Annotated in this window: 16 protein-coding genes and 1 tRNA gene; 9 read left to right on the top strand and 8 right to left on the bottom strand. The window is 63.4% G+C overall.

Going from position 1 to position 19,899, the window contains the following annotated elements; translation table 11 throughout:
• Positions 1-24: 24 nt before the first annotated feature.
• From ABCV34_RS05180 to ABCV34_RS05160, 5 genes are all read right to left on the bottom strand, one after another.
• On the bottom strand, positions 25-1,935 hold the full coding sequence (locus ABCV34_RS05180) for an ATP-binding cassette domain-containing protein (RefSeq protein WP_345798145.1): 1,911 nt from the start codon (positions 1,933-1,935) through the stop codon (positions 25-27).
• Positions 1,932-2,828 carry a 50S ribosomal protein L3 N(5)-glutamine methyltransferase gene (gene prmB / locus ABCV34_RS05175; RefSeq protein ID WP_345798144.1) on the bottom strand — a complete coding sequence of 299 codons (897 nt, stop codon included), beginning with the start codon at positions 2,826-2,828 and terminating at the stop codon, positions 1,932-1,934. Before prmB ends, ABCV34_RS05180 begins: the two co-directional genes overlap by 4 nt.
• Before the next feature lie 15 nt (positions 2,829-2,843).
• Entirely contained in the window at positions 2,844-4,013 is a 1,170-nt protein-coding gene (gene dapE, locus ABCV34_RS05170) for a succinyl-diaminopimelate desuccinylase (protein WP_345798143.1), read from the bottom strand.
• A complete protein-coding gene (gene dapD, locus ABCV34_RS05165; RefSeq protein WP_345798142.1) occupies positions 4,013-4,834 on the bottom strand; it encodes a 2,3,4,5-tetrahydropyridine-2,6-dicarboxylate N-succinyltransferase in 822 nt (273 codons plus the stop codon). The genes dapE and dapD overlap by 1 nt, the downstream gene beginning before the upstream one ends.
• 89 nt (positions 4,835-4,923) lie before the next feature.
• The gene (locus ABCV34_RS05160) at positions 4,924-5,808 is read right to left on the bottom strand and encodes a pirin family protein (RefSeq protein WP_345798141.1); all 885 of its coding nucleotides are present in this window, start codon (positions 5,806-5,808) and stop codon (positions 4,924-4,926) included.
• Here ABCV34_RS05160 and hpaA point away from each other — a divergent pair.
• Together hpaA and ABCV34_RS05150 are read left to right on the top strand one after the other, a co-directional pair.
• A complete protein-coding gene (gene hpaA / locus ABCV34_RS05155) occupies positions 5,807-6,688 on the top strand; it encodes a 4-hydroxyphenylacetate catabolism regulatory protein HpaA (protein WP_345798140.1) in 882 nt (293 codons plus the stop codon). The genes ABCV34_RS05160 and hpaA overlap by 2 nt on opposite strands.
• A gap of 283 nt (positions 6,689-6,971) precedes the next feature.
• Positions 6,972-7,526: a hypothetical protein gene (locus ABCV34_RS05150; protein ID WP_345798139.1), complete on the top strand. Its 555-nt coding sequence runs from the start codon at positions 6,972-6,974 to the stop codon at positions 7,524-7,526.
• A gap of 214 nt (positions 7,527-7,740) precedes the next feature.
• On the opposite strand, the gene ABCV34_RS05145 is transcribed toward ABCV34_RS05150, so the two are convergent.
• Positions 7,741-7,825, bottom strand: a tRNA-Leu gene (locus tag ABCV34_RS05145).
• Between the two features lie 114 nt (positions 7,826-7,939).
• On the opposite strand from ABCV34_RS05145, the gene tig reads away from it, so the two are divergent.
• The 4 genes from tig to lon all read left to right on the top strand — a co-directional run bounded on the left by tig (position 7,940) and on the right by lon (position 13,914).
• Positions 7,940-9,250: a trigger factor gene (tig, locus tag ABCV34_RS05140; protein WP_345798138.1), complete on the top strand. Its 1,311-nt coding sequence runs from the start codon at positions 7,940-7,942 to the stop codon at positions 9,248-9,250.
• A complete protein-coding gene (clpP, locus tag ABCV34_RS05135; protein WP_345798137.1) occupies positions 9,250-9,909 on the top strand; it encodes an ATP-dependent Clp endopeptidase proteolytic subunit ClpP in 660 nt (219 codons plus the stop codon). The genes tig and clpP overlap by 1 nt, the downstream gene beginning before the upstream one ends.
• Positions 9,910-9,922: 13 nt before the next feature.
• Positions 9,923-11,218: an ATP-dependent Clp protease ATP-binding subunit ClpX gene (gene clpX / locus ABCV34_RS05130; RefSeq protein ID WP_345798136.1), complete on the top strand. Its 1,296-nt coding sequence runs from the start codon at positions 9,923-9,925 to the stop codon at positions 11,216-11,218.
• Between the two features lie 236 nt (positions 11,219-11,454).
• A complete protein-coding gene (gene lon, locus ABCV34_RS05125) occupies positions 11,455-13,914 on the top strand; it encodes an endopeptidase La (protein WP_345798135.1) in 2,460 nt (819 codons plus the stop codon).
• A 158-nt stretch (positions 13,915-14,072) separates the two neighbouring features.
• Here the strand turns inward: lon and lexA are convergent, their stop codons facing one another.
• Both lexA and ABCV34_RS05115 read right to left on the bottom strand, forming a co-directional pair.
• A complete protein-coding gene (gene lexA, locus ABCV34_RS05120; protein ID WP_345798710.1) occupies positions 14,073-14,825 on the bottom strand; it encodes a transcriptional repressor LexA in 753 nt (250 codons plus the stop codon).
• Positions 14,826-15,040: 215 nt separating this feature from the next.
• Positions 15,041-16,246 carry an amino acid aminotransferase gene (locus tag ABCV34_RS05115; protein ID WP_345798134.1) on the bottom strand — a complete coding sequence of 402 codons (1,206 nt, stop codon included), beginning with the start codon at positions 16,244-16,246 and terminating at the stop codon, positions 15,041-15,043.
• A 179-nt stretch (positions 16,247-16,425) separates the two neighbouring features.
• Here ABCV34_RS05115 and uvrB point away from each other — a divergent pair, with 179 nt between their 5' ends.
• The 3 genes from uvrB (at position 16,426) to iscR (ending at position 19,883) form a co-directional block, all read left to right on the top strand.
• Entirely contained in the window at positions 16,426-18,489 is a 2,064-nt protein-coding gene (gene uvrB / locus ABCV34_RS05110; RefSeq protein WP_345798709.1) for an excinuclease ABC subunit UvrB, read from the top strand.
• Between the two features lie 144 nt (positions 18,490-18,633).
• On the top strand, positions 18,634-19,125 hold the full coding sequence (locus ABCV34_RS05105; protein WP_345798708.1) for a low molecular weight protein-tyrosine-phosphatase: 492 nt from the start codon (positions 18,634-18,636) through the stop codon (positions 19,123-19,125).
• A gap of 236 nt (positions 19,126-19,361) precedes the next feature.
• Entirely contained in the window at positions 19,362-19,883 is a 522-nt protein-coding gene (iscR, locus tag ABCV34_RS05100; RefSeq protein WP_345798133.1) for a Fe-S cluster assembly transcriptional regulator IscR, read from the top strand.
• Positions 19,884-19,899 lie beyond the last annotated feature (16 nt).

Here is a 19,899-nt window from a genome sequence, read left to right as displayed (position 1 = left end):
GCGGTTTGTGGCGGTGCTGGGCCTTTACAGCGCCTCGAGTTCCGTCTGGATGTCCAGCCATTCCTCTTCGGCGGTCTGCAGGGTTTTGCTGAGCTCGCCGTGTTCGGCCAGCAGGGCGGGGCGGTCATCTTTGTGCGCGTCCGTGTAGAACGCCGGGTCGGCGATCAGGGCGTCCAGCGTGGTCAACCGGGCCTGCGCCTTCGCCATGGCGTCCTCGACCTTTTTCAGGCGTGTTTCCAGCGGTTTGCGCTGGGCCGACAGTTGCTGGCGCACCTGTGCCTGTTCGCGACGCTGGGCCTTGCGGTCTTTTTCAGGCGCGGTCGCGACGCGGGCGGCCTGATTCTGCCGCGTCTGGCGCTGCTGCAGCCAGTCGCGGTAGTCCTCCAGGTCGCCGTCGAAAGGCTGGATGTGGCCGTCGGCCACGATCCAGAAGGTATCCACGGTCGTGCGCAGCAGGTGGCGGTCGTGGGACACCAGCAGCACGCTGCCGGGGAATTCCGCCAGTGCCCGGGCCAGGGCTTCGCGCGTGTCCACGTCCAGGTGGTTGCTGGGTTCGTCGAGCAGCAGCAGGTTGGGTTTGCGCCAGACGATCAGCGCCAGGGCCAGGCGTGCCTTCTCGCCGCCGGAAAACGGGGCAACGGGCTGATTCACCATGTCGCCGCCAAAACCGAAGCTGCCCAGCATGTTGCGCAGTTCCTGCTCGCGCGTGTCCGGGGCAATGCGGGCGAAATGCTGCAGCGGGGTCGAGTCCGGGTCCAGGACATCCAGCTGCTGCTGGGCGAAATAGCCGATCTCCAGCCCCTTGGCCGGCTGGTAGAGTCCGGACAGCGGGGCGAGTTCCCGGGCCAGGGTCTTGACCAGGGTGCTCTTGCCGGCGCCGTTGACCCCCAGGATGCCGATGCGGCTGCCGCCGCGCACCATCAGGCTGACGTCGCTCAGGATGGTGCGGGGGGAACCGCCCGCGCGATCGGCATAGCCCAGGGTGGCGTCTTCCAGGCGCAGCAGGACGTCGGGCGTATGGAGCGGGTCGGGCAGGCGGATGTCGATACCGGATTCCACGGCCAGCGGCGCCAGGGTCTGCATGCGGGCCAGGGCCTTGACCCGGCTTTGCGCCTGCTTGGCCTTGGTGGCCTTGGCCTTGAAGCGGTCGATGAACGACTGCAGGTGGGCGGCTTCGCGAGTCTGCCGGTCGCGGGCCAGCTGGTTCTGGCGCAGGCGCTCGGCGCGTTGTTCCAGGTAGTCTTCGTAGCCGCCTTTGTAGCGCACCAGCTTGCCCTGCTCGAAATGCAGGATCGTGCGGGCGACCGCATCCAGGAATTCCGTGTCGTGGGAAATCAGCAGGACGGTGCCCGGATAGCTGCTCAGCCAGCGCTCCAGCCACAGCATGGCATCCAGGTCCAGGTGGTTGGTGGGTTCGTCCAGCAGCAGCAGATCCGATGGCGCCATCAGCGCGCGGGCCAATGCGATGCGCATCTGCCAGCCGCCCGAAAAGCTCGCCACCGGTCGGGCCCATTCGTCGGGGGCGAAGCCCAGCCCGGCCAGCAGCTGTTCGGCGCGCGAGGGTGCGCTCCAGGCCTCGGCTTCCACCAGGGCAGCTTCCAGTTCGGCGATCGCGTGCCCCTGGTCGTGCGTCAGCGCCGCTCGCCGCGCCTGCAGGCTGCGCAGGTGCTGATCCCCGTCGATGACGAACTCGCGCGCGGGTCGGTCGGTGTCGTGCAGGATCTGCTCGACGCTGGCCAGCCGCCAGGCGGCCGGGATATCCAGAGAGCCGGCGTCCAGGTCGATGTGCCCCTGCAACAGGGCAAAGAGCGTGGATTTCCCCGCGCCGTTCTTCCCGACGATGCCGACCCGCTCACCCGGGTGGACGACGAACTCCGCGTCTTCCAGCAGGACCTTGACGCCGCGGCGCAGGGTCAGGCCGGTTGCGCGGATCACGCCGTCAGCTGCGCCTGGCGCAGCAGCAGAATCTGGTCGCTGGCGGTCTCGGTGCTCAGCCAGACTGGATCCAGGTCGGGGAAGGCCGCCTGGAAATGCGCCTGTTCGTGGCCGATTTCCAGTACCAGCAGGCCGTCCGGGGTCAGGTGGCGGGGGGCGTCCGCCAGGATGCGGCGGACCAGGTCCATGCCGTCCTCGCCACCGGCCAGCGCCAGGCGCGGTTCGTGCCGGTACTCGGGGGGCAGCGCCGTCATGGCGCGGCTGTTGACGTAGGGCGGGTTGCAGAGAATCAAATCGTACCGGCGGTTCTCGGGGATTTGCGACAGCAGGTCGCTGCGTAGCGTGCGCACCCGATCTTGAAGCTCGTGCAGGGCGATGTTCGACTGGGCGACCGACAGCGCATCGGTCGAAATGTCGGCCGCATCGACCTGTGCGGATTCAAAGGCCTGTGCGGCCAGGATTGCCAGGCACCCCGATCCCGTGCAGAGATCCAGCACCCGCGTGATGGATTCCGGGTCCTCGATCCAGGGTGCCAGCTGTTCACCCAGCAGTTCGGCGATGGGCGATCGCGGCACGATGACGCGTTCATCCACCAGAAACCGCTGCCCCTGCAGCCAGGCTTCACCCGTCAGGTAGGCGGCCGGCTTGCGGGTGTTGACCCGTTCGTGGATCAGATCGACGCAACGCTGACGTTCACGTTCCAGCAGGCGCGCATCCAGAAAGGGTTCCAGTGTGTCGAGCGGCAGATGCAGGGTATGCAGCAGCAGGTAGACGGCCTCGTCCCAGGCGTTGTCGCTGCCATGGCCGAAGACCAGGTTCGCGCCGCGAAAGCGGGTGATGGCCCAGCGCAGCAGATCGCGCAATGTCAGGAGTTCGGTATGAGGAGCAGCCATGGTGTGTGGATAATTTCAATCGGGTCGGCCCGGGGCCGGCGCATCGTGGGTATCGGGTAGCAGCGCTTCCAGAACCCTGCGGTAGACGTTCTTCAGGGGCGCCAGATTGTCCAGCGGCAGCGATTCGCCCACTTGGTGGATGGTCCGGTTCAGCGGACCGAACTCGACGACCTGCGGGCAGATACGGGCGATGAAGCGGCCGTCCGAAGTCCCGCCGGTGGTGGACAGTTGGGCCTGGACGCCAGTTTCCGCAGTGATGGCGGATTGTAGCGCGGCGCACAACGGCCCTTGTGGGGTCAGGAACGGCAGACCGCTGATGGTCCAGTCGATCGCGTAGTCCAGTCCGTGGCGTTCCAGGATCGCCGCGACACGGGCCTGCAGGCCGTCCGGCGTGCTTTCCGTCGAAAAGCGGAAATTGCAGTCGATGACCGCTTCGCTCGGGATGACGTTGCCCGCGCCGGTGCCGGCGTGGAAATTCGAGATCTGGAATGTCGTGGGTGGGAAGTAGTCGTTGCCATTGTCCCAGGTGGTGGCGGTCAGTTCCGCCAGGACGGGGGCCGACTGGTGGATGGGATTGCGGGCCAGGTGGGGATAGGCCACGTGACCCTGGATGCCTCGCACCGTGATGCGCGCCGACATCGAACCGCGTCGCCCGTTCTTGATCGTGTCGCCCAGCGCGTCCACGGAGGTCGGCTCGCCGACGATGCAGTAATCCGGGGCCTCGCGGCGGGCGTCGAGGATGCGGCAGACGTGCACGGTGCCATCGGTGGCCGGGCCTTCCTCGTCGGAGGTCAGCAGCAGCGCGATGGATCCTGAATGCCCGGGGTGAGCCGCGACGAATTCCTCGGCTGCGACCACGAAGGCGGCAATCGAGGTCTTCATGTCCGCAGCGCCTCGGCCCACCAGCCGGCCATCGGTCTCGGTCGGAGTGAAGGGCGGGCTGGGCCATGCCGATTCGGGGCCGGTCGGCACGACATCGGTATGCCCGGCGAAGACCACCAGCGGGGCCTGGGTGCCGCGCCGCGCCCAGAGGTTGCTGACCGCGCCGCTGGGCAGCGATTCGCAGGCGAATCCCAGCGGCCGCAGGCGGTCGGCGATCAGGGCCTGGCAGCCGGCATCGTCCGGCGTGACCGAAGGGCGGGCGATCAGGGCATGCGTCAGGGTGCGGACATCGGCGTCGGCCATCAGGCTCTCAGCAGGTCGTTGATGCTGGTCTTGGAGCGGGTCTGCGCATCCACCCGCTTTACGATAACCGCGCAGGCCAGGCTGTGGCTGCCGTCGGCGGCGGGCAGTGATCCCGGCACCACGACCGAGCCGGCCGGCACGCGTCCGTAGTGGACCTCGCCCGTGGCGCGGTCGTAGATTTTCGTGCTTTGGGAAATGAATACACCCATGGCGAGCACGGAATTTTCCTCGATGACGACGCCTTCGACGATTTCCGAGCGGGCGCCGATGAAGCAGTTGTCCTCGATGATGGTGGGGCCGGCCTGCAGCGGTTCGAGCACCCCGCCGATGCCCACCCCGCCCGACAGGTGCACGTTGCGCCCGATCTGGGCGCAGGAACCGACCGTGGCCCAGGTGTCGACCATCGTGCCTTCGCCCACATGGGCGCCGATGTTCACGTACGAGGGCATCAGCACGACGTTCGGGGCGATGTAGGCGCCGCGGCGTACCGTGGCCGTCGGGACGACCCGGAAGCCGCCCTGCTGGAAGTCGGCCAGGGAATAGTCCTGGAATTTCAGCGGAACCTTGTCATAGTAGAGCTGCGGCGCCTGGCCCATGATGCGGTTGTCCGACAGACGAAAGGACAGCAGCACGGCTTTCTTGATCCATTGATGGACCTGCCACTGGTTGTCGATTTTTTCCGCGACCCGCAGCGTGCCGTTGTCCAGGCCGGCCAGCGTCTGGTCGATAGCCTGGGCCAGTTCGGACGGCGCCTGGTCAGCGCGCAGCGAAGCCCGGTCTTCCCAGGCGGATTCGATAAGGTCCTGAATGGTTTTCTGCATGAAGAACGTCCTGGCCTTCAGTGAGTGAGAAAATTTGCAAGGCGATGATTTTATCAGTCAGCCGGTTTCCCTGGGATGCGCTGAACAAGTCATCCCTTGCGTCGCTCGGGCAAGGGGATGAATTCCTGGTCGTCGCCGACCGGAAGCGGCATGCGCAGGGTGCGCCAGTCCTCGCAGGCCTGCTCGATCCGGGCCTTGGACGATGACACGAAGTTCCAGAACATGAAGCGTTCGCCGATCGGTTCCCCGCCCAGCAGCATTACGGTCGAAGGCTGCCGGGCCGCCACCTGGATCGTGTGGCCTGGGTCCAGCACGGCCATCTGACCGGCGGATACCCGCTGTCCTCCCACTTCGATCTGGCCCATGGCGACGTAGATCGCCCGTTCGGGGTATTGGGTGCCCAGGCTGCGGCGCGCGCCCGCGTCCATCTTCCAGTGCAGATAGAACAGCGGCGAGTACGTCGGCGTGCGGGCGCTGACCCCATCGATGGTGCCGGCGATCAGGCGGCCCGTAATGCCGTCTTCGTGGAATTCCGGCAGGTCGTCGGGTCCCTGGTGATGAAAGAAGGCCGGCGCCATGTCTTCCTGTTCCTTTGGCAGGGCGACCCAGGCCTGGACGCCGTGCATGACGGCGCCGCGCCGGCGGGCGGCCTCCAGCCGTTCGCTGTGGGTGATGCCGCGTCCCGCGGTCATCCAGTTGACCTCGCCGGGCAGGATCTCCTGATGCGAGCCCAGGCTGTCGCGGTGCGTGATGGCGCCGCTGTACAGATAGGTGACGGTGGACAGACCGATGTGGGGGTGGGGCCGGACATCGATGGCGCGGTCGGCGCCGGCCTTCACGTCCAGCGGCCCCATGTGGTCGAAAAAGGTGAAAGGCCCCACCATACGGCGTCTGGCGTGCGGCAGCAACCGTCCCACCAGGAAGCCGCCGCCCAGGTCGTGATTGCGGCGTTCGATCAGCAGATTCAGATTCATGGCGCAGCCTTGCAGCGGTTTCCGAGACCCTGATTCTGCGACTTGCTTCGGGCGGCGTCCATCCCTGTCGTATCAGTCGTTCCGCCCTTTTCATTACATCCACAACGGCCATGTCCACCTCTACCTGGACGACCGTCAATATCGCTTGGAAGGTCCACTGTGTTTCTTGACCCCGCCCGGCGTGCCCCATGCTTTCGTCACCGATGCAGCCAGCGAAGGCCAGGTCATCACCGTGCGCCAGCAACTGGTGTGGAAGCTGTTCGAGAGCGAAGCCGCTCTGTCTCCCCGGCTGAACCAGCCGTTGTGCGTCAGTCTGGGCGAGCAACGGGACGAGGCAGCCCGCGTCGCCGGGCACCTGGCGCCTTTGTTCCATCAGGTAGCCGACGAATTTGCCTGCCAACGCGATGGTCGCGGGGCCAACCTGCTGGCTCTGCTGCGACTGATCCTGGCCAACCTGCTGCACCTGGTCGAGCAGACACAGCGCGACAGCCCCATACCGGCTCATGACCTGCTGCAGTTTCACCGTTTCAACCAGTTGGTGGAGGCCCGCTATGCCGAGCACTGGCCACTGCAACGCTATGCTGGCGAGTTGGGTCTGACCACGGCGCGGCTCAATCTGATCTGTCGACGCCTGGCTGGCATATCGTCCAAGCATCTGATCTTCGAGCGCCAGTTGCAGGAGGCCAAGCGCCTTCTGTTGCACAGCGGTCAGTCGGTCAACCAGATATGCTTCGCCCTGGGTTTTCGCGACCCGGCCTACTTTTCACGATTTTTCAGCCGCCATGTCGGCATGCCACCGAGCGCCTACTTGTCACGGCGGGTGATTGTGGCAGAGCCTTGCGAAAAGTCCAAGCTTAACGGCGAAAGCTGCATTCAGTAGCTCACCACCGTGCTCTACCATGGTGCCTCCAATAATGAGAGATAACGGAGCTGCCATGCCCCCCGAAAACATGCACCCCGATCAATTCCGTAGCAGCGGCAACCACCTGCTCGCTGACGAAGAGCATCCGACCGGCCGGTGCGGCGGCCGCGAGGCCACGGCAAAAGGAGGCTGCTCATGCAGTACCATCTGAACGGTTTCAAACCCGGCAATTACCAGATTGCCGATGAGACGCGCGAACCCGCATCTCCGCCGCCGATGGTCGACCTGCCGAAAGAAGTATGTGCTGATCGTCGGTTGTGGCCCGGCGGGCCTGGCGCTGGCGGGCGGACTCCCGATCGGGCAGCGTTTCCATTCCGCCCAAGCCGTGCGCGTGGCGGATGGTTGCCCGGTACAGCTGGGGCACCTGAACAAGGCAGATGGCCGCTGGCGTATCTTCATCTTTGGCGATGCGCCAAGCCCGCTGGATGCGACCTCCAAGGCGGCCCGACTGGTCGGATTCCTGGCTGACGCGGATAGCTCTCCGGTGAAACAATACACTCCGGCCGGGGCGGATGTTGACTCGGTGATTGATGTCTACGCCGTGTTCCAGCAGCGGGACCTGAGCATCGAAGGAATGCCGGATTTTCTGTGGCCTGCCAAGGGAAAATACGGCCTGCGCGATTACGAAAAGGCCTTCCAGACGAACGAGGCTCACGATGTCTTTGAACAGCACGGCATCGACCGCGAGAAGGGCTGCATGGTGGTGGTACGCCCGGACCAGCACATCGCCAATATCCTGCCGCTCGATGCCCATGCCGAGCTGAGCCGGTTCTTTGGCGGGTTCATGCTGCGGTAAATCTGCTTACCCGCTTGGAAAATCAACACGGCCCGCCAAAAGCGGGCTGTGTTGTGGGTGGCCCATGCCTGGCGACAAAGAAATGACGACTTATACTGCCAGAATCATGGGTTTAAAACCCGACGTCAGGCTATCAAGCAATTCCAGGGGCTGTCTTCTAAGTTACTGATTTTTATAATTATTGATGGTATGCTTTCAGCAGCTTTAAGCACCGTGGTGCGAACGGAGAGACTTGAACTCTCATGCCTTGCGGCGCCAGAACCTAAATCTGGTGCGTCTACCAATTCCGCCACGCTCGCGAGATAAGCCGTCCATTATAGCGTGAAATCCCTGACGTCCTGGCCCTTCTACGCCTCGGTCGACTTTCCGCTAAAATAGACTGTTTACTGTCCATAACTATCAATAGGTTCCGAATGCAGCCCGTGGTTGAAAAACTGTCCGGCCTGGAGCGCCGTGTCGATCTGACCGTTTCAGTCGCCGACATCGAAAAGGAAGTCCAGGCACAACTCAAACGCGTTGCCCGCACGGCAAAGGTCCACGGATTCCGTCCCGGCAAGGCGCCGTTGTCCGTGATCGAACGCAGCCATGGCCCTTCGGTGCGCTATGACGTGATCAATTCCCAGATCGGCAAATCCCTGGACAAGGTCATCGCCGACGCCAATCTGCGCGTGGCGGGTTCCCCCAATCTCGAGCCCAAGACCGAAGGCGGGGACGATGGCGTCATGGCCTTTTCCGCCACCTTCGAGGTCTATCCCGAGGTCGCCCTGCCGGATCTGTCCTCGCTGAAGATCACTCGCAGCACGGCGCAGGTGGGTGATGCCGAAGTGCAAAAGACCATCGACATCCTGCGCCGCCAGCGTACCGTCTTCAAGCCCGCCGCCGACCGCGCCGCGCAGGACGGCGATCGCGTGACCCTGGATTTCGCCGGCACCATCGACGGCGTGGCCTTCGACGGCGGCACCGCCCAGGATTTCCCCTTTGTCCTCGGTCAGGGCCGCATGCTGCCCGAATTCGAGGCCGCCGCGACCGGCCTGAAGGCTGGTGAGTCGAAAACCTTCCCGCTGGACTTTCCTGCGGATTACGGCAGCGCCGCTGTGGCCGGCAAGCAGGCGGAATTCACGATCACAGTGAAGGAAGTCGCCGAACCCGAACTGCCCGAAATGGACGCCGATTTCGCCAAGTCCCTCGGCCAGGCCGAAGGCAACGTCGAGGCTCTGCTGGCCGACGTGCGCGGCAATGTCGAGCGCGAGGCCCAGGCCCGTGCCAGGAACCGCACCAAAGCCAGCGTAATGGACGCCCTGGCCGCCGCCTGCTCGTTCGATCTGCCGAAGGCGCTGGTGGACGACGAAGTCGCCAACCGTACGGCCGCCGCGCGCGAGGAACTCAAACAGCGCGGTCTGCCCAACGCCGATTCCATCCCCATCCCGGAAGACACCTTCCGCCCCGAAGCCGAGCGCCGCGTGCGCCTGGGGCTGCTGGTGGGCGAACTCATCAAGGCCGCCGACCTCAAGGCCAAGCCCGAACAGGTGCGTGCCCGCATCGAGGACTTCGCCAAGAGCTACGAGCAGCCTGCCCAGGTGGTGGCGTATTATCTGTCCGATCGCCAGCGCCGCGCCGAGATCGAATCGCTGGTGCTCGAAGACAACGTCGTCGATCACGTGCTGGCGGCGGCACAGGTCACCGACGAAGCCGTGGATTTTGATACCTTGATGGGAACGCGTTGATGTCCAGGTTCACCGATTTCTATGCATCGCTGTATGGTGGGGAATCCGTCGTTCCCACCGGCCTGGGCTACGTGCCCATCGTGATCGAGCAGTCGGGTCGAGGCGAACGGTCCTACGACATCTACTCGCGCTTGCTGCGCGAGCGGGTGATCTTCTTCGTGGGCGCGGTCAACGACCAGTCGGCCAATCTCGTCGTGGCACAGCTGCTGTTCCTGGAATCGGAGAACCCCGACAAGGACATCTCCCTGTACATCAATTCCCCGGGTGGTTCGGTCTACGCCGGGATGGCCATCTTCGACACCATGCAGTTCGTCAAGCCGGCCGTCTCTACGTTGTGCACCGGGCTGGCTGCCAGCATGGGTGCCTTCCTGCTGGCTGCGGGGGAAAAGGGCAAGCGTTACGCGCTGCCGAATTCCCGGATCATGATCCACCAGCCCTCGGGCGGTGCCCAGGGCCAGGCATCCGACATCCAGATCCAGGCCAAGGAAATCCTCAGCCTGCGTGAACGCCTCAACGGCATTCTGGCCGAGCGCACCGGTCAGGATATCGAGCGTATCGGTGTGGACACCGAGCGCGACAATTTCATGTCCGCCGACGAGGCTCAGGCCTACGGGCTGATCGACAAAGTATTGGTTTCGCGCGCCAACGAAGCCAGATAAGCACAGGTTTGCCATGACCGAAAAAAAAGGATCCAGCGAGGATAAGACCCTGCACTGCTCCTTCTGCAACAAAAGCCAGCACGAAGTCCACAAGCTGATCGCCGGCCCTTCCGTTTTCATCTGCGATGAATGCATCAGTCTGTGCAATGACATCATCCGCGACGAGAAGCAGGAAGCGGCCCGCGACGCCGTGCGCAATGAACTACCCACGCCCCTGGAAATCAAGACCTTCCTGGATGGCTATGTGATCGGTCAGGAAACGCCGAAGCGCAATCTGGCGGTGGCGGTCTACAACCACTACAAGCGCATCCGATATACGGATGCCAAAAGCGGTGACGTGGAACTGTCCAAGAGCAACATCCTGCTGATCGGCCCCACCGGGTCGGGCAAGACACTGCTGGCCCAGACGCTCGCGCGCATGCTGGACGTGCCTTTTGTCATGGCGGATGCAACGACGCTGACCGAAGCCGGCTACGTGGGCGAGGACGTCGAGAACATCATCCAGAAGCTGCTGCAGAACTGCAACTACGAAGTCGAAAAGGCCCAGCGCGCCATCGTCTACATCGATGAGATCGACAAGATCGCGCGCAAGTCCGACAATCCCTCGATCACCCGTGACGTGTCCGGCGAAGGCGTGCAGCAGGCCTTGCTGAAGCTGATCGAAGGCACGGTCGCATCGGTTCCTCCCCAGGGCGGGCGCAAGCATCCCAATCAGGATTTCGTCCAGGTCGACACCACGAATATCCTGTTCATCGTGGGCGGCGCCTTCGATGGTCTGGAAAAAATCATTCGTGACCGCAGCGAACGCTCCGGCATCGGCTTTTCGGCCACGGTGCGCGCACGCTCCGAACGGGGCGTGGGCGAACTCTTCGCCGAGGTCGAACCCGAAGACCTGATCAAATTTGGCCTGATTCCCGAACTCGTGGGCCGTCTGCCGGTGGTCGCCACCCTGGAAGAGCTGAAAGAGGACACGCTGGTGCGCATCCTGACCGAACCGCGTAACGCGGTGGTCAAGCAATTCCAGAAGCTCTTCGAGATGGAAGAGGTCGAACTCGACGTCACGCCCGAGGCGTTGACGGCGATCGCCCAACGCGCCATCAAGCGTCGCACTGGTGCGCGGGGCTTGCGCTCCATCATCGAGCAGGCTTTGCTGGGAACGATGTTCGAGCTGCCGTCGCGGCAGGACATCAATCGCGTGGTGCTGGATGTGGATGCCGTCGAGGGTCGGGATACCCCGACGCTGATCGAAGGACCGCGGGGCACCCACAAGGCTGAAGAGGAAAAACCCCTGCGCTCGGCGGCAGCCTGATCCGGCGGGACGGGCCCCGTCTCTCATGGCGGGGCCATTCGGTCGGTCCACATGCGTATCCCGTCCCGCCTGCTCCGCCGGCAGTCCGATCCGGAACCTGACACTCTACCTATATACTGGGAACAACCAGGTCTTGAAAGACCCGGTCTCGACTCCATATGGAGAAGCAGGCAAGACGCGAAAAAGGAAGCCTGCGCTTCCTTTTTTATTGGAACCACATATTTTAGGAAGCAACCATGTCTGCTAGCCAGATTCTGACCCAGGAACCTGCGGATCTGCCGCTGCTGCCGCTGCGGGATGTCGTGGTCTTTCCCCACATGGTCATTCCCTTGTTCGTAGGGCGGCCGCGCTCCATCAAGGCGCTCGAACTCGCGATGGAGGCCGGCAACAGCATCATGCTGGTTGCCCAGAAATCCGCGGGCAAGGACGAGCCGACCCCCGAGGATCTGTACGAGATCGGCTGCGCGGCCAGCATCCTGCAGATGCTTAAACTTCCCGACGGCACGGTCAAGGTGCTGGTCGAAGGGCTGCAGCGCGCCCGCGTCCATTCGGTGTCGGACGCCGAAACGCACTTCATGGCCAATGTGACCGGCATCGAAGAAGACCAGTCCGATCAGGCCGAGGCTGAAGCCCTGCGCCGCGCCGTCTTGGCGCAGTTCGAGCAGTACGTCAAACTGAACAAGAAGATCCCCCAGGAGATCCTCACCTCCTTGTCGGGCATCGAGGATGCCGGCCGCCTGGCCGACACGATCGCGGCCCATCTGCCACTGAAGATCGAACAGAAGCAGTCCCTGCTGGACATGATCGGTGCCGCGCAGCGCCTGGAGGCCTTGCTCGCGCAGCTGGAATCGGAGATCGACATCTTGCAGGTCGAGAAGCGCATTCGCGGCCGCGTGAAAAAGCAGATGGAGAAAAGCCAGCGCGACTACTATCTGAACGAGCAGGTCAAGGCGATCCAGAAGGAACTCGGCGAGGGCGAAGAGGGCGCCGATATCGAAGATCTCGAGCGCAAGATCGTCTCGGCCCACATGTCGAAGGAAGCCCGGAAAAAGGTGGATGGCGAGCTGAAGAAGCTCAAGCTCATGTCGCCGATGTCGGCCGAGGCCACGGTGGTTCGCACTTACATCGATACGCTGATCGGCCTGCCATGGCACAAGAAAAGCCGCGTGAATAACTCGCTGAGCAATGCCGAGGAGGTCCTGAACGCGGATCACTATGGCCTGGAAAAAGTCAAGGAACGCATCGTCGAGTATCTTGCGGTGCAGCAGCGCGTCGAGAAGCTGAAGGCACCTATCCTGTGCCTGGTCGGGCCTCCAGGGGTCGGCAAGACCTCGCTGGGGCAATCGGTTGCGCGCGCCACCAATCGCAAGTTCGTGCGTATGGCCCTGGGCGGCGTGCGTGACGAAGCCGAGATCCGCGGCCACCGGCGTACCTATATCGGGTCCATGCCGGGCAAGATCCTGCAGAACATGGCCAAGGTCGGCGTTCGCAATCCGCTGTTCCTGCTCGACGAGATCGACAAGCTGGGCGCGGATTTCCGTGGCGATCCGTCGTCGGCTCTGCTGGAGGTCCTGGATCCCGAGCAGAATCACACGTTCCAGGATCATTACATCGAGGTCGATTTCGATCTGTCCGACGTCATGTTCGTCGCCACGAGCAACACGCTGAACATCCCGCCGGCGCTGCTCGACCGGATGGAGGTCATCCACCTGTCGGGCTACACCGAAGACGAAAAAGTTCACATCGCCTACGACCATCTGCTGCCCAAGCTCATGAAGAACAACGGTGTGCAGGAAGGCGAACTGGTGGTGACCGAATCGGCCATCCGTGACATCGTGCGCTACTACACGCGCGAGGCGGGTGTGCGTGCGCTGGAACGGGAAATCTCCAAGATCTGCCGCAAGGCCGTCAAGCGGCTGCTGTCGGCCAACCCGGTCATCCGTGGCCGCAAGGCCGTGAAGATCCAGGAATCCATCACAGTCGATTCGGCCAACCTGAACGATTACCTGGGGGTGCGTCGCTTCAGCTTCGGTGTGGCCGAGAAGGAAGACCGGGTTGGTCAGGTGACGGGCTTGGCGTGGACCGAAGTCGGTGGCGAGCTGCTGACGATCGAAGTCGCCGACATGCCGGGCAAGGGTGTGGTCACGCGCACGGGCTCCTTGGGCGACGTGATGAAGGAATCCGTCGAGGCCGCCCGGACGGTGGTGCGCGCCCGTGCCCGTCAGTGGGGCATTGCCGACCAGGTATTTGAAAAACATGACCTGCACGTGCACTTCCCTGAAGGCGCCACGCCGAAGGATGGTCCATCGGCGGGGATTGCGATCACGACGGCCATGGTGTCCGCCTTGACGGGCATTCCGGTTCGCGCCGATGTCGCGATGACGGGTGAAATCACCCTGCGCGGCGAGGTTCTGGAAATTGGCGGCCTGAAGGAAAAACTGCTGGCGGCGCATCGTGGTGGCATCAAGACCGTGATGATCCCGGAGGAAAACGTCAAGGACCTGGCGGAAATCCCGGACAACGTGAAAAACCACCTGGAAATCATCCCGGTGCGCTGGATCGACCGGGTGCTGGAAGTCGCGCTGCAGCGTCTGCCGACGCCACTGTCAGAGGAAGAGATCGCCCGCTTGGCGGCTGACGCGGTGGCGGCGGCCAAGCCGGCGGAATCCGGTAGTGGCGGGGTGATCAAGCACTAGCACCGATCTGCCCAGTGCCGCTGACGGCCTTCTGGGTCGCACGATCGGATGTTCCGGATCGTGCGACCGGGAAGGCCGTTTTTCTGCTGATCGAGGCGGAAGCAGGGATCCCGCCCGGAAAAGGTGGACAGGATCAGGGAATCCGTGTGAACGGGGCGTTAGTGCAGCGCCGTGGTGCGGATCAGCCCGACGGCAATGCCTTCGATGGCGAATTCGTCGCCTGCGCCGATCACGATGGGTTCAAAGTCGGGGTTTTCCGGCAGGAGCCGGATGCGCCGCCCCTGGTGTTCCAGACGCTTTACTGTGACTTCGTCGCCCAGCCGCGCGATCACGATCTGGCCGTGACGGGCCTGTGGTGTGCTGTGCACAGCCAGCAGGTCGCCATCCAGGATGCCTGCGTCGCGCATGCTGCTGCCGCGTACGCGAAGCAGGTAATCGGGCGCGGATTCGAACAGATGGGGGGACAGCGGGATTTCGCGTTCGACGTGTTCGGCTGCCAGAATAGGGTGGCCGGCAGCAACGCGGCCGATGAGTGGCACCAGACGCTGATCGGACGGGGCTGTCCAGATCGGGGCGCCGGGCGGAGTCAGCAGGGTGGCCGGTGAGCCCGTCGCGGCCGCATGGGGTTGCGTGCCTGTGGGAGGCAGCGTCGAGGTCAGGCCGTGCGGCCCGGTGAAGGCCTGGCCTTCGGTTGCCTGCGCGGTCAGCTGGATGCCGCGCGAGGTACCGGCCGCCAGCTGGATGTAGCCTTTGCGTTCCAGCGCGCGCAGATGGTCTTCGGCGGCGTTGGCTGAACGAAAACCCAGGGTGCGCGCGATTTCCGCCCGGGTGGGCGGGCGCCCCGTCCGGGAGATTTCCTGGATGATGAGCCCAAGGATCTGGGATTGCCGTGCGGTAAGCTTCAGGGCCATGGAACGATACTGGATGAAAAACCAGTTCATATTGTGATCGAACGCGTAACGACGCGCAAGTGGCCAAGTGCCGATCGCGGGTCGAGCCGCGCGCCGCCGCGCGAGCGGAAAAGAAAAAGGCCCGGGGTGTGGACCCGGGGCCTTTCTAGCCTGTTGCATTGTTTCGCGCGACAGCCAGACAGGACGCTGGCCTGGCGCATTTACCGGTTGTGCGGTCAGCTCTTCAGGACTTCGCCAATGGCCTTGGCCACGTAGTCGATGTTGCCGCTGTTCAGGGCAGCCACGCAGATACGGCCGCTGCCCACGGCATAGATGCCGAATTCCTCACGCAGGCGCTCGACTTGGGCTTTGGTGAGGCCGGAGTACGAGAACATGCCGCGCTGCGTCTTCACGAAGCTGAAGTCGCGGTCCACACCCTGGGCGTGGATTTTATCGACCAGTTGGTGACGCATGGCGCGGATGCGATCGCGCATGCCGGCCAGTTCCTCGGCCCACACGGAGAACAGGTCCGGCGTATTCAGAACTGTGGAGACGATCGCGCCGCCATGGGTGGGGGGGTTGGAGTAGTTCGTGCGGATGACGCGTTTGAGCTGACTGAGCACGCGGGCGCTCTCGTCGTCGCCGCCGGTGACCAGTGTCAGCGCGCCGACCCGTTCGCCATACAACGAGAACGACTTCGAGAATGAGGAACTGATGAACAGGGTCATGCCCAGATCGGCGAACTGGCGCACGACCGAGGCGTCTTCCTCGAGCCCGGCGCCAAAGCCCTGATAGGCGATGTCCAGGAAGGGGACCAGCTGGCCGGCTTGCAGGGTTTGCGCAATCTGGAGCCATTGTTCGGCGCTGGGATCGACCCCGGTGGGGTTGTGGCAGCAGGCATGCAGCACCACGATCGTGCCGGCGGGCAGGGCGCGCAGGGAAGCCAGCATGCCGTCGAAGTTCAGGCCATGGGTCGCGGCGTCGTAATAGTCGTAGCTGACGACGGGGAAGCCGGCAGCCGAAAACAGGGCTTCGTGGTTGGCCCAGCTGGGGTTGCTGATGGCGACCTTGGCATTGGGCAGGATCTGCTTCAGGAAATCGGCACCGACCTTCAGGGCCCCCGTGCCGCCCAGTGTCTGGACCGTCACGGAACGGTGATCGGCGATCAGCGGGGAATTTGCGCCCAACAGCAGCGCGCGGGCCCCCTGGTTGTAACCGGGGATACCGTCGATCGGCAGGTAGTTGCGCGGCGCGGCCTGTTCGTACAGCCGGCTCTCGGCCTGGCGGACGGCCTTCAGCAGCGGGATGTGGCCGGCGTCATCGGTGTAGACGCCCACGCCCAGGTTGACCTTGGTGGACCGGGTGTCGGCTTTGAACTGTTCGTTCAGACCCAGGATGGGATCGCGCGGAGCGAGTTCGACGGAAGCAAAGATAGAGGACATGGGGGTAACGTCTGAGACAGAGGGAAAAGAGGGATCTTGGTCGCGATGGCCAACGATGGGATAATAAGGGGTTTACCAGAATAGTGTCCAGATGAGCCATGGAGATCGGCATGAATTCCCGGGATGAGGCCGGTTGGTCGGATGAAACATCGGGCGACATGGATGTGGCGCCCGGTGGCATGTCTGTGACTGGTGTTGCGCCCGACGGGGCGGCGGATAGCCCGGCCGGTGCCCCCGGCTTCGTGCGTTTTCCCGGCAGTCCGTTTCAGCTGTTTCAGCCCTATCCGCCGGCCGGCGACCAGCCGGCGGCGATCCAGGCGCTGGAAGCCGGTGTGCGCGATGGCCTCATGTGCCAGACCCTGCTGGGGGTGACGGGCTCGGGCAAGACCTACACGATGGCCAACCTGATCGCGCGCACCGGGCGGCCCGCCATCGTGCTGGCGCCCAACAAGACCCTGGCCGCGCAGCTGTACTCTGAAATGCGCGAATTCTTCCCTCGCAACGCGGTGGAATACTTCGTGTCCTATTACGATTACTACCAGCCCGAGGCTTACGTGCCCTCGCGCGATCTGTTCATCGAAAAGGACTCGTCGATCAACGAGCACATCGAGCAGATGCGGCTTTCGGCCACGAAAAGCCTGCTGGAGCGTCAGGACACCATCATCGTCGGGACGGTGTCCTGCATCTACGGGATCGGTAACCCCGCCGACTATCACGCCATGGTGCTGACCCTGCGAACGGGCGATCGCGTCGGCCGCCAGGAAATCCTGGCGCGCCTGGTGTCCATGCAGTACGAGCGCAACGACATGGACTTCGCCCGCGGCACGTTCCGGGCGCGCGGCGAGATCATCGACGTGTTTCCGGCCGAGCACGCCGAACAGGCCCTGCGCATCACCTTGTTCGACGACGAAATCGAATCGCTGGACCTGTTCGACCCTTTGACGGGCAAGCTGGTCCAGAATCTGGTGCGTTTCACGATTTTCCCCAGCTCGCACTATGTCACGCCCCGCGAGACAGTGCTGCATGCGATCCAGACCATCAAGGATGAACTGCGCGATCGGTTAGCGGAACTGACCGCCGACGGTAAACTGGTCGAGGCGCAGCGGCTGGAACAACGTACCCGTTTCGATCTGGAAATGCTGCAGGAACTGGGATTTTGCAAGGGCATCGAAAATTACTCCCGGCACCTGTCGGGCGCCGCGCCTGGAGATCCGCCACCGACCCTGATCGATTACCTGCCGGCCAATGCGATGATGTTCATCGACGAGAGCCACGTGACCATCGGACAACTGGGCGGCATGTACCGGGGTGACCGTTCCCGCAAGGAAACCCTGGTGCAGTTCGGTTTTCGCCTGCCTTCCGCGCTGGACAACCGGCCCCTGAGGCTGGAGGAATTCGAGGCTCGCATGCCGCAGTGCGTCTTCGTGTCGGCCACGCCGGGTCCCTACGAGGCCGCCCATGCCGATGAAATCGTCGAGCAGGTCGTACGCCCGACTGGCCTGGTGGACCCGGAGGTCGAACTGCGGCCGGCGGCGACGCAGGTGGATGACCTGTTGGGCGAGGCCAAACTGCGGATCGCGCATCACGAACGGGTGCTGGTGACGACGTTGACCAAGCGCATGGCGGAGGATCTGACGGAATACCTGCAGGAAAATGGCCTGAAGGTGCGCTACCTGCATTCCGATATCGACACGGTGGAACGGGTCGAGATCATCCGCGATCTTCGGCTGGGGGCGTTCGACGTGCTGGTGGGCATCAACCTGTTGCGCGAGGGCCTGGACATCCCCGAAGTGTCCCTGGTGGCGATCCTGGATGCCGACAAGGAAGGTTTTCTGCGGTCCGAGCGCAGCCTGATCCAGACCATTGGTCGCGCGGCCCGCAACCTGAACGGGCGTGCCATCCTGTATGCGGATCGGGTGACTGATTCCATGCGCCGCGCCATGGACGAGACGGCCCGGCGCCGGGAAAAGCAGCAGGCCTTCAATCTGGAGCACGGCATCGTCGCGCGCGGGGTCAGCAAGGCGGTGCGCGATCTGATCGACGGCGTCTCCGTGGCCGCCTCGCCGGTGACGGCCGAGGCCGGTTTCGACGAATCCGTGCTAAGCGACGAGAAAGCCCTGGCCCGAGAGATCAAGCGGTTGGAACAACGCATGAATGAACATGCGCGCAACCTGGAGTTCGAGCAGGCGGCGGCCGTGCGCGACACCCTGCGCACCCTGAGGGACCGCGCGTTGCTGGGGTGATGCGATACGGTATCGGGGCCACTGACATGCCACCGGTTGTCCGCGGACCCGGATGTGGCGCAAAGTGATGACGCGATGGGATCTTTTGGGGTTTTTCCTGGAAAATGCTTGCCAACTTCCGGGTTTTCCCGCACACTTTCATCTATCATGCATAAGGTACTTTTCGTCTGCACGGGCAATATCTGCCGCTCTCCTTCCGCCCAGGCTGTGTTCCAGCACCTGATCGACGAAGCCGGCTTGTCCGATGCCATCACTGTTGATTCCGCAGCCACGCACCATTTCCATGTGGGCGAGGCGCCCGACGCTCGTGCCCAGGTGGCTGCGCGCAAGCGCGGCTACGATCTGTCCAGCCATGTGGCCCGCCAGGTCGATGCCGATGACTTCCGCGAGGCCGACCTGATTCTGGCGATGGACTGGGAAAACCTGTCGGCCCTGCAGCAGCGTTGCCCGAAAATCTATCAGCACAAACTGATGCTGTTGATGCGCTTTTCCAACGAATACGAAGAAGCCACCGTGCCCGATCCTTATTACGGCGGCCCCGAAGGCTTCAACAAGGTCCTCGACTACATCGAAGATGCCTGCCAAGGGGTATTGGAACTGGTCCGCAAGCGGGCCCTGCAATACCAGGCAGCCTGATTCCCCTCCGATCCGCACGACGCCCCATTCAGGGGCGTCGTCCTTTTTGGGCTCTCAGCCTGGGGCCCGACGGCTGTGTCGGTCATTGATAACCCTGAATTGATATCGGTCAATTATTTGGAAAGTTGCCGGGACAAAGCTGAGTGTTTTACTCGGGTATCGGGCTATACTTGACTCCAACAGTCGGGTATATCCGTGCCCGCGGACCTTCGATTCGGACTAAAGAGGGCTTCATCATGCGTTTGACGACCAAAGGGCGTTTTGCTGTGACGGCAATGATCGATCTGGCTTTGCGCCATCACAGCGGGCCGGTCACGCTGGCCGCGATCAGCGCGCGGCAGAATATTTCGTTATCCTATCTGGAACAGCTCTTTGGCAAGCTGCGCCGTCACGAACTGGTCGACAGCGTGCGCGGGCCGGGGGGGGGATATACGCTAGCCCGACATGCGCGCGACATCTCCGTGGCCGACATCATCTTCGCCGTGGACGAGCCGCTGGATGCCACCAGCTGCGGCGGCAAGGAAAACTGCGACATCGGTCGCAATGGCCGGTCGGGCAAGTGCATGACACACGATCTCTGGGCCACCTTGAGTCGTAAAATGCTGGAATACCTGGATTCGGTTTCGCTGCAGGATCTGGTCGACCAGCAGCGCCTGCGGGAATGGCAGGAATCCGGGCATCTGCGCAACGGCCGTACCAGAATCCCCATCACGCCGGTCGCTGACGATGCCCGCGCCCAGGAGCCCGTGTCGGCCTGATCGTTCTGGAGTTTCA

The organism is Castellaniella sp. MT123 (assembly GCF_039614765.1).
GTDB lineage: Bacteria > Pseudomonadota > Gammaproteobacteria > Burkholderiales > Burkholderiaceae_B > Castellaniella.
Note: the sequence above shows the minus strand (reverse complement) of the source record. Positions and strands in the feature narration are given on the sequence as shown.